Source organism: Acidiferrobacteraceae bacterium (genome assembly GCA_037388825.1).
GTDB lineage: Bacteria > Pseudomonadota > Gammaproteobacteria > Acidiferrobacterales > JAJDNE01 > JARRJV01.
This window is the reverse complement of sequence record JARRJV010000086.1, coordinates 1-9,661: the sequence shown is the minus strand read 5'-3', so window position 1 is coordinate 9,661 and position 9,661 is coordinate 1. Positions and strand designations below refer to the sequence as shown.

The following is a 9,661-nucleotide window of genomic DNA, read 5'->3' as shown; positions in this document are numbered from 1 at the left end:
CCCATCTTCTGGAACACGTACTTCTCCTTGATGCCCGCACCGACGAGGTCTGGCTTGAGCGTGTCCACGAACTGCTCGAACTCGTAACCGGTGACGTCGTCGTAGATCAGGGTCCCGTCCTTCACGTAGTTGGTCGTACGCTGTAGTCGTCGTTGTGACCGAACTCGTAGCCGGTGCCGGTGATCTCCATGCCCAGGTCCTCGTAGGCGCCGACCACATGGCGGGGACGCAGTCCGCCGACGTACAGCATGACGGTCCTGCCCTCCAGGCGCGGCTTGTACTTCTCGATCACCGCGTCGACCATGGGACGGTACTTGGCGATCACGCGCTCGGCCCCTTCCTTGATCTTGTCGTCGAAGTGGCTGGCGATCTTGCGCAGGCTTTCCTCGATCTTGCTCGGGCCAAAGAAGTTGTATTCCACCCATGGAATTCCGTACTTCTCTTCCATGTGGCGCGAGATGTAGTTCATCGAGCGGTAGCAGTGGAGCACGTTCAGCTTCGCCTTCGGGCTGTTCTCCAGCTCGGCGATGGAACCGTCACCGGACCACTGGGCGATCACCCGCAGGCCCATCTCCTCAAGCAGGATGCGCGAGGCCCAGGCATCGCCACCGATGTTGTAATCGCCGATGATGGCGACATCGTAGGGCGTGGTCTCGAACTCGGGATGCTTGTCGTCGCTCTTGTCGAATACCCAGTCGCGGATGGAGTCGTTCGCGATGTGGTGGCCCAGGGACTGAGACACACCGCGGAAGCCCTCGCACCGTACCGGTACCACGGTCTTGCCGTCATACTCCTTGGATTTCTTCTTCGCCACCGCCTCGATATCGTCACCGATCAGGCCGATGGGGCACTCTGACTGGATGCTGACACCATTGTTCAGCGGGAACAGCGTCTGGATCTCGTCGATCACCTTGTCGAGCTTCTTGTCGCCGCCGAAGACGATGTCCTTCTCCTGGAAGTCGGAGGTGAACTGCATGGTGACAAAGCTGTCGACACCTGTGGTGCCGATGTAGTAGTTCCGGCGCGCCGCCCAGGAATACTGGCCGCAACCGACGGGACCGTGGCTGATGTGCACCATGTCCTTGATCGGTCCCCAGACCACGCCCTTGGATCCGGCATAGGCGCAACCACGGATGGTCATGACGCCCGGGATGGACTTGATGTTCGATTTGACGCCGCAATCCGGCTTGCCTTCCTCGTAGACGTTGAGATGCTTCTTGCGCTTCTTGACGGTCTTCTCGGGATAGACCTTCAGCACCTCTTCGATCAATTCCTTGTTGCGTTCCTTCTTTTGCTCGACTGTCAGGCTCATTTCGCCCTCCTACCTAATCGTTAATCTGAAACCCTCTTTACCCGTGAAACTCCTGCGAATACCGCCGCGCCCTCAATCCGGCGCCATGCGCAGGGGTCCTCGGTCCAGGACCGGTGCCCGGCCCGGATCCGCACTCGCAAACGGACCCGGGCAAGGCGCCTGCCACTACGCTACGCTTTCTGCCGCAAGTTCCTCTGCGGTCTTGCCGACGACGGACTCGTCCACCTCCGTCATGACGCCGTGATCCATCAGCAGCTCTTCCAGCTCATCCATGGTGATCGGGGTCGGAATGATGCCCTTGCCCGCATTGTTGTGGATCTTCTCCGCCAGCGTGCGGTACTCCGCGGCCTGCTTGGAGTCGGGCGCGTATTCCATCACCGTCATCCGGCGCAGTTCGGCGTGCTGTACCACGTTGTCCCGCGGCACGAAGTGGATCAGCTGCGTTCCCAGCTTCGCGGCCAGCGCCTCGGCCAGTTCCAGCTCCTTGTCGGTCTGGCGCTCGTTGCACACCAGGCCGCCCAGGCGCACACCGCCGGAATTGGCATACTTGAGAATGCCCTTGGAGATGTTGTTGGCCGCATACATGGCCATCATCTCGCCGGACATGACGATGTAGATTTCCTGCGCCTTGTTCTCGCGAATGGGCATGGCGAAACCGCCGCACACCACGTCGCCGAGCACGTCATAGGAGACGTAGTCGATGCCGTCGTATGCACCCTCTTCCTCGAGGAAGTTGATCGAGGTGATCACACCGCGACCGGCACAACCCACGCCCGGCTCCGGACCGCCCGATTCCACGCAGCGGATGTCCTTGTAGCCAGTCCGCATCACGTCCTCGATTTCCAGATCCTCGACGCTGCCCGCCTCGGCCGCCAGGCTGAGGATGGTGTCCTGTGCCTTGGCATGGAGAATGAGCCGCGTGGAATCCGCCTTCGGATCGCAACCGACGATGAGGATCTTCTGACCCATATCGGCGAGCGCCGCCAGCGTGTTCTGCGACGTGGTGGACTTGCCGATACCGCCCTTCCCGTAAAACGCTATTTGTCTCAAACCGTCCGACATCTTGACCTCCTTAAAGAGCCTAAGTGTTTAACCTTGTGTTCATTCGTGCCTGCTACTGCTTGCCAGCAAACACGCCACCGGCATCACTGGAAGTTAGTAACACTTTGTAGGTCTTCGTATCGGTTACAAATCCGGTAAAACGTTTACTGCGCACCCCCTGTTTAGCAACCGCCGTGCCAGACCCGGAGCAGGGTCTTTATTCGCCTGAAACCCGCGAAAAACCGGGAAACACGGCGCCGCGGCACGGTCCTACAAGGTGTTACAAATCCGACAAAGCACATGACGCTGTAGCAAACGGAACACGAATCACAATGCTCCCTACGCGCGGCTACGGCCGCCCGGCCCTGTGGTCGCGGTTTTCGGCGCAATGGCCGGGCGCTTGAAATAGACCCGGCCGGGAATGAAATTTGCTTTCCCAAGCACGTGTCCCACACGCGACTTTGGAGAACGGAATATGCAGATCGGCGTCGAGACTTCCCGGGCGGTGGAGAACCATCGTGTGTTCGTGGTGCATGAGGACGAGATCGCTCGTGCCGCGCTGCAATTCATGTTGCATGACGAACACGAGACCCACGAACTGGCGAGCGTGGATGAGGCCCACGCCAAAAGCAAAGACGCAGGTGTACCGGACGTCGTGCTGCTCGCCATCGACATCGCCCGTGTCGGGGGAACGGCCCTGCTGGAGGAGCTGGCTGCATCCTACCCGGCGGCCAAGGTGCTGCTGGTCACCGAAGGTGTCGGGGATGATTTCGCGCAGTCCTGCGTCGGCTCGCTCGCGCACGGCCTGGTAGCCAAGCCGTTCACGGTGGAATCAGTTCGTCGCAAGGTGGACCTGGCCCTGGGGAAATCGGCGCCGATCTCCATCCCGGTTGAGATCGCCTAGATCCGAACGGTGAGTCTGCGAACCGATTCGCAAGCCGATGACATTGGCCATGGCCCCGACTGTCTGGCGGGAACATTCGACGAATCTCGTCGGGATTCCCACCGGTCTGCTCGCCAGCGCGGCCTTCAATGAGCACCCGCTTCGCCTGCGCATTGCCGGGGTGCGGGAGACCAATCCGGCCTTGTTCGAAATGCTGGATCAGGCATCGGACCGGGCACAGGCCGCGGATGCCTTCGAGAAGTACATGAGCGCCGTGTTCGCCATCAATGAGCCGGAGACCCGGCAGCGGCGACGCTATCGCTCCAGCTATCGCCGGCTGCTGGAAGGCTGGGGTTTCGATGCCAACAGTCCGGCGGGCGCGGTATTCAAGGGCTGGGTGGAAAGCCGTTTCGGCCTGACACCGGTCTTCCACAAGGCCGCCATCGGACGGGTCGGGTCTCCCGCCTGGGCAACTTATATCGAGGAGAAGATGCACAACCGCTACCACAACAACAGCATCAATGCCCAGCTCGACCTGTTGTACGAATTCTGCCAATGGTCGCTTCGCCGCTTCCGCCGGCCAGCATCGCGCCACATTCGACTGTTCCGCGGGATGCGTGATTTCCGCGAACACGACATTGTCGAGCGACCGACACGAAGAACTGCGGTCATGCGCCTGAACAATCTGGTGTCGTTTACGGCCGATCGGGGAGTCGCCGACACCTTCGGCGACATCGTCGTGGAGGCCCATGTCCCAGCGGCGAAGGTGGTGTTCTTTCGCGATCTTCTCCCGGCTCACCCGTTGACCGGTGAGGCCGAGTACCTCGTGGTCGGGGGCGATTACCACCTCTCCATCGACAAGCTGTAGCCTGACGGCGCCATCGGACATGGATCTGCAAGAGATACAGCGGCTCGCGCTCGGAGCGTACCTGGGTCTCGCCGTCGGTGACGCCCTGGGAGCCACCGTCGAGTTCATGACCCCGAACGAAATTGCCGCCGCCTACGGGATGCACCGCAGCATGCGTGGCGGTGGCTGGCTGAAGCTCAGGCCGGGACAGGTGACCGATGACACCGGTATGGCGCTCGCACTCGGCGGCGCCATCGTGGATTCCGGCGGCTTCGACGCCGGCGCCGCCGCCAATGCCTTCGTCGCCTGGCTGCGTTCCAAGCCCGTCGATTGCGGCAATACCTGTCGTCGCGGTATCCGCCGCTTCATGCTGGAGGGCAGCCTGGAGGCTCTGCCCAGCGAAACGGACGCCGGTAATGGTGCCTGCATGCGCAACCTGCCCGTGGCCCTCGCCACCCTGATGGACAACGATGAATTCGAGCGCGCGACCCTGGCCCAGTGTCACATTACGCACAATCACCCGCTGTCCGATGCCGCCACCCTCGCCCTCGGACGCATGGCAAGGGAACTCCTGCTGGGCGGGGGCATACACACCTGCCGCGCGGAGGCCAACCGCCTGATCGCCAACCACCGTGAATTCCGTTTTGACCCCTACCCCGGCCGTGCTTCCGGTTACGTCGTCGAAACCGTGCAGACTGTCCTGCACTATTTCTTTCACACTGACAGCTTCGAGAATTGCCTGATCGGCGTGGTCAATCGCGGCGACGACGCCGATACCACGGGTGCCCTGGCCGGAATGCTGGCCGGCGCCGCCTACGGCGTTGACGCCATTCCAGCACGCTGGCTCGCCAAGCTCGACCCGGCCGTGAAGCAGGAGATCGAACTGCAGACGCCGGCGCTGCTGGAGATTGCCATGAATCTGAAGAAACAGCCTTCCGGAGCCATATCGTGACCACCGTCATCTTCTACGAGAAACCGGGCTGCGCGAACAATACGCGGCAAAAAAGACTGCTCGAGGCCGCCGGTCATGAAGTGATCGCGCGAAGTCTGTTGACCGAGGCCTGGACACGGGAACAGCTGCGCAGCTTCTTCGGGGATCTGCCCGTGGCCGAATGGATCAACCGCGCCGCGCCGCGGGTCAAGTCGGGCGAGATCGTGCCGGAACAGCTCGACGCGGAGATGGCGCTCGATTTGATGCTGGCCGATCCCCTGTTCATCCGCCGTCCACTGATGGAGGCCGATGGCCGGCGCCAGGCCGGCTTCGACCGCGAGCGCGTTCGTCGCTGGATTGGACTGGCCGCTTTGGAAGAAGAGCGGGATGACGAAACCTGTGTACGGCAGCAGCCATGCCCGGTTCCAGACCGGCCTGGACCGTAGGTTTGCCTACATTGGAGACGAACCGAGATTGCGGCGAAAGAGTCTCATCTCTGACGGCACAAAGCCGAGATTTTCGTAGAAGCGATGCGCCCCGTGGTTGTCGGCGTCCGTCACCAGGCTGACGCGCAAAAACCCCTGTTCCGCCGCCCACTGAAGGAGGTGGTCAACGAGTACACGACCGATTCCTTCGCCACGGTAGGAGGCGGAGACGACGACGTCTTCCAGCAGGAGCACCGGACCCCCCTCGGCCGTGCTGACGGTGGACAGAACCGTGGCCATCCCCACCACCCGGCCGCGGGTGCGGGCAACGAACAGGTGGCCCTTTTCGGGATTGGCGAGGATCAGGCGCAGCGCACGGAGCTGCTTGTCGGGATCCGGGCGAAAGTCACGCTCCTGTCGGAACAACTCCGCCAGCAGCTCCAGCATGGCGGGAACGTCGCGCGAGTCCGGTTCCCCGACAAGGACCCCCGCGATTGACGCGTCGGTACGCGGTGGTGAAGAGTCCTCTTGCATGCCGCGTCCCCCGGAGCGACCCGCGCCTAGCCCTGTTTCTCGCGCGTCAGCATCCCTACTGCATCAGCAACACATCAAGGAAACCGCGTCGCTTTTCGCTTCGCCCGGGCTTGTCTACCCCGGCTTTGCCCCATTTGCCGGCGCAATCGGCGCATTCCACGTCATTCGACTCGAACCAGTGAAAGGTCCTGGTTTCCTTGTCGTAGGCCGTGATCTCATTCGTGATGTCCGCACCACAGCGGCAAAAGATTTTTATACCCATTAGGGAGCCCTCGCTTCAGGATGCCTCGGCTGCTGTCAGAGACGGCGACTCGCAGCTGGTCAACAGGGACGCAAATTCCGCCAGCGGCAGATCGATGCGCTCGATATTCTGCTCGTTCAGAAAGCGCGCCTCGTTTCGGGTCAAGTCCCCGGCCAGTACGGCGATGTGCCGGTGGCTCGATCGCTTCATGATTTGGCGGGCAAACGCGCGTTCCAGCTGACTGCGGAATCGGCAACCCAGGAAAAGAAACCATCGCCCGGTGCGGATGGATTGCACAGCCGGCGGGATCGGTGTCTGAATATCAATCTCGGTCAGCACCTCCACGTAGTCGGAATCCGACACGATGAAGTTGGCATCGGGTTTGACCGCACCGATGGGCTCATACAGCACCGTTTCCCAGGATTCGGAGTCCTGCGGCTCAACCGCCTCGCCGGCAGAGTCATAGTAGTGATCCCAGGTGCCGAAGTGTTCCGCCTGGCTCACCCCCTGGATCATGCCCCAGGTATCGGTACGCCCCGCCATTGCCTGGCGCATCACATCGTCGTACCAGGCATGTACGATGACCAGATAGCTGTGCAGCGATGCAGGGGATCCGGGGGCGCTGAAGGCCTCGGTCATCGCCGCGCTCACTGTCTTTCGGTGCTTGAAGTTCTCGATGAACTGCGCCGCCGCCGTGAGGTTGCCGCGGATCTTGTGCGGGACACTCGCCTTGGCCACAAGCCGTTCCACCAGATCCTCGGGCGACACGGGTACGGCGCAATCTTCGAGCAGGTCCAGCATACCCGGACCGAGATAGGGAACAACGCGCCCTGCGGCGATCCCGTTCCGGATTTCTTCCAGCGTTTCCGTATTCATTTCGACACCTGCTCCCCGGCGCCTGATTTCAGGGCCTCAAGTTCGGTGCGCGGCAACTGATACAGGGCGCGACCGCCAGCCAGGGGCTGGTAGCCGCCGGCGGTGTGGTTGCACAGGGCATCGAACCACTGCTGCGGACTCAGCTGCTGCGGGCGTTCGCCGATATCGACTACCGTTCCGTCAGGAGCGAATTTCACATGCACAATGACGCGATCGTTTTCCATCGTACTCTCCTTCAATTACAGATAGATTGCCGCACCAGCACCAACATTTACGGAGGAGTCCTTCATCGTTGTGACGATGAACGCGACCTGGTCCTCCGTAAGATGGGCATGGAAGGGTAGCGCTATCGCGCGATCCGCGACTTTCTCGGTTACAAACAACTTCTTGTCCGCCGGCGCCCGGTCCAGGTAGTAACGCTGCCGGTGCAGCGGTTGGCAGTAGGCGTAGGCCTCCACTCCTGCTCCACGCAGGTCATCGACGATGGCATCACGACTCGAACGGGTGAAGCGCGTACCCAGGTGTACCGTGTAGACGAACCAATGTACCGCGGTGACATCAGGGGCTACGTACGGATCCTTGATGCCCTCGAAGGACTTCAGATACTTGTAGTAGTACTGCTCTATCTCGCGACGACGCTCGAGGATTCCTTCCAGGCGCGACAACTGCGTCAGGCCGATCGCAGCTGTGAGATCGCTGACCCCCGCCTGAAACGGCGTATACGTGCCGGCGACGATGGATGCGCGCTCGTCCAGTCGTCGATTCCGCCACTGGCGCAGGCCTGCGGCGATATCGTCGTTGTCCGTAACCACCATACCGCCCTCGCCGCACACCAGGGCGCCCGGCTGGGAGAAATCGAATATGGCACAGTCACCAAAGGTTCCGGTTGCCTGGTCCTCATAGGTGGAACCGATGGATTCGGTCGAATCCTCGATCAGTACCAGGCCATGGCGCTGCACCACTTCGCGCAGTTCTCGCCACGGCGCGGGATGCCCGTTGGTGTTGCCCGCCAGCAGCGCGCGGGTATTGGCGCCAACGACGGCCTCCACCTTCTCCGCAACGGCGGTACCACTCCAGTAGTCGATGTCGGTGAACACCGGGGTCGCCCCGCAGAGCGCCACGGCCTGGGCGATCTGATGCCAGGAATACGGCGTCACGACGACTTCGTCCCCGGGGCCGATGTCATGGGCCTTGAGTGTCAACAACAGACCCAGGGTTCCGCTGGCCACAGCCACCGCGTGCTTGCGTCCCAGCCAGGCGGCAAAGGCGGTCTCGAAGTCTTCCACCACCGGACCCTGGCTCAGGCGCGGCGATGCCAGAACCTCGCTGACCGCGCCGATCTCTGCCTCGCTCATGTCCGGGTCCGAAAACGGGATGGTGTAGACGTCCATAGGATTTCCCTGCCTCTCAGGCCGTTTTCCGCTTGCGCGGGTGGCGTGCCACCACGATGCCTGTGGCATTGGCCGGATCCGTGGTGAACTGGACGCAGTGGTCGCCGCCATCGATCAGGTACAGATCGAAATCCGCATGACTGCTGTACGGTCGCTCGCCGTTCATGTCGCTGGAGGAACAGGGCGTGAACGACAGGCCGGGAAAACGCAGGCGGAATTCCGCCGCACGTGCATCACCGGCCGCCAGAAAGGCCTCAATCTCAAGCATCTCGCTGTCTTCGATGGACATGGTCAGGATCCAATTCGCCGTGCGTCGACGGTGATGGGCAAGCCCGTTTCCGCAGGCATCGCCGGCAGCTCAAGCTCCCAGCCGTTGGCCAGGGTGATGCGCCCTCCCCACAGTTCGGGCTTTTCCAGCGACACGATGGGTTCCTCCAGGTCTTTCTTGGCCACGTAGGCCGACAGAACGCCTTCGCCGTTGCGGCGGATCATGACTTTCATCTTTGTTTCCTTTTGCACACGGTTTTGAAATCAGGCCGCAGCCGCCTCCAGCTTGCCGACGACTTCCGTCAGCACCGCAATCGTGCGATCAATTTCTGCGGTGGTGGTGTAGCGACTGGTGGAAAAGCGTACGGATGCCTCGGCCTGTTCCCGGTCGAGGCCCATGGCCAGCAATACGTGGGACGGCTCATTCCCTCCGGCCGTGCATGCGGCGCCCAGGGCAACGCAGATCCCGGCACGGTCCAGGCGATCGACGATGATCTCCGCTGTCAGCTGGCCAAATCGAATATTGCTCGTGTTCGCGACACGCGGTGCCCCGCCGCCGTTGACGCGCGCGCACGGGATGTTCGCCGTCACTCCCTGCTCCAGACGCGCCCGCAAGGCGCGCATGTGGGCCACGGCCACAGCACCGTCTCTCGCGATCAAGTCGCACGCGGTGCCCAGGGCGCCGATGCCGCTCACGTTCGGCGTACCGCCACGACGGCCCCGCTCCTGGTGACCGAACAGCTGCGCCGGCAACTTCAGGCCCTTGCGTACATACAACGCACCGATTCCGGCGGGTGCGTGCAACTTGTGACCTGAAATCGACAACAGATCGGGCCGTACCCGTTCCAGGTCCAGTTCACATTTTCCGACCGCCTGGACTGCGTCGACGTGTAACAAAACACCTTTCTGCCTG

At 61.9% G+C, this 9,661-nt stretch carries 14 protein-coding genes; 4 read left to right on the top strand and 10 right to left on the bottom strand.

The window, feature by feature from the left end; translation table 11 throughout:
- Positions 1-121 precede the first annotated feature (121 nt).
- Together nifD and nifH are read right to left on the bottom strand one after the other, a co-directional pair.
- The gene (nifD, locus tag P8X48_11905; GenBank protein MEJ2108008.1) at positions 122-1,312 is read right to left on the bottom strand and encodes a nitrogenase molybdenum-iron protein alpha chain; all 1,191 of its coding nucleotides are present in this window, start codon (positions 1,310-1,312) and stop codon (positions 122-124) included.
- Between the two features lie 165 nt (positions 1,313-1,477).
- Positions 1,478-2,374, bottom strand: coding sequence for a nitrogenase iron protein (gene nifH, locus P8X48_11900; protein MEJ2108007.1), 897 nt, complete (start codon positions 2,372-2,374; stop codon positions 1,478-1,480).
- A 454-nt stretch (positions 2,375-2,828) separates the two neighbouring features.
- On the opposite strand from nifH, the gene P8X48_11895 reads away from it, so the two are divergent.
- Genes P8X48_11895 through P8X48_11880 form a run of 4 tightly spaced genes read left to right on the top strand, consistent with a single transcriptional unit; the run spans position 2,829 to position 5,460 of the window.
- The gene (locus P8X48_11895; GenBank protein MEJ2108006.1) at positions 2,829-3,257 is read left to right on the top strand and encodes a response regulator; all 429 of its coding nucleotides are present in this window, start codon (positions 2,829-2,831) and stop codon (positions 3,255-3,257) included.
- 49 nt (positions 3,258-3,306) lie between these two features.
- Positions 3,307-4,104: an NAD(+)--dinitrogen-reductase ADP-D-ribosyltransferase gene (locus tag P8X48_11890; GenBank protein MEJ2108005.1), complete on the top strand. Its 798-nt coding sequence runs from the start codon at positions 3,307-3,309 to the stop codon at positions 4,102-4,104.
- 19 nt (positions 4,105-4,123) lie between these two features.
- On the top strand, positions 4,124-5,035 hold the full coding sequence (draG, locus tag P8X48_11885) for an ADP-ribosyl-[dinitrogen reductase] hydrolase (protein MEJ2108004.1): 912 nt from the start codon (positions 4,124-4,126) through the stop codon (positions 5,033-5,035).
- A complete protein-coding gene (locus tag P8X48_11880) occupies positions 5,032-5,460 on the top strand; it encodes an ArsC/Spx/MgsR family protein (GenBank protein ID MEJ2108003.1) in 429 nt (142 codons plus the stop codon). Before draG ends, P8X48_11880 begins: the two co-directional genes overlap by 4 nt.
- Before the next feature lie 6 nt (positions 5,461-5,466).
- Here the strand turns inward: P8X48_11880 and P8X48_11875 are convergent, their stop codons facing one another.
- The 8 genes from P8X48_11875 to P8X48_11840 all read right to left on the bottom strand — a co-directional run.
- Positions 5,467-5,973, bottom strand: a complete 507-nt coding sequence (locus tag P8X48_11875) for a GNAT family N-acetyltransferase (protein ID MEJ2108002.1) — start codon at positions 5,971-5,973, stop codon at positions 5,467-5,469.
- A gap of 55 nt (positions 5,974-6,028) precedes the next feature.
- Positions 6,029-6,235 carry a hypothetical protein gene (locus tag P8X48_11870; GenBank protein ID MEJ2108001.1) on the bottom strand — a complete coding sequence of 69 codons (207 nt, stop codon included), beginning with the start codon at positions 6,233-6,235 and terminating at the stop codon, positions 6,029-6,031.
- 15 nt (positions 6,236-6,250) lie between these two features.
- Complete coding sequence (locus P8X48_11865) at positions 6,251-7,090, bottom strand: SIR2 family protein (protein MEJ2108000.1); 840 nt, start codon at positions 7,088-7,090, stop codon at positions 6,251-6,253.
- Positions 7,087-7,314 carry a hypothetical protein gene (locus P8X48_11860; GenBank protein ID MEJ2107999.1) on the bottom strand — a complete coding sequence of 76 codons (228 nt, stop codon included), beginning with the start codon at positions 7,312-7,314 and terminating at the stop codon, positions 7,087-7,089. The genes P8X48_11865 and P8X48_11860 overlap by 4 nt, the downstream gene beginning before the upstream one ends.
- Positions 7,315-7,329: 15 nt before the next feature.
- Entirely contained in the window at positions 7,330-8,481 is a 1,152-nt protein-coding gene (locus P8X48_11855) for a DegT/DnrJ/EryC1/StrS aminotransferase family protein (GenBank protein ID MEJ2107998.1), read from the bottom strand.
- Between the two features lie 16 nt (positions 8,482-8,497).
- Positions 8,498-8,770: a DUF6129 family protein gene (locus P8X48_11850; protein ID MEJ2107997.1), complete on the bottom strand. Its 273-nt coding sequence runs from the start codon at positions 8,768-8,770 to the stop codon at positions 8,498-8,500.
- Positions 8,771-8,772: 2 nt separating this feature from the next.
- A complete protein-coding gene (gene nifT, locus P8X48_11845; protein MEJ2107996.1) occupies positions 8,773-8,982 on the bottom strand; it encodes a putative nitrogen fixation protein NifT in 210 nt (69 codons plus the stop codon).
- Between the two features lie 30 nt (positions 8,983-9,012).
- Positions 9,013-9,661, bottom strand: a 649-nt coding sequence (locus P8X48_11840; protein MEJ2107995.1) for an aminotransferase class V-fold PLP-dependent enzyme, incomplete at its 5' end; no start/stop codon positions are given.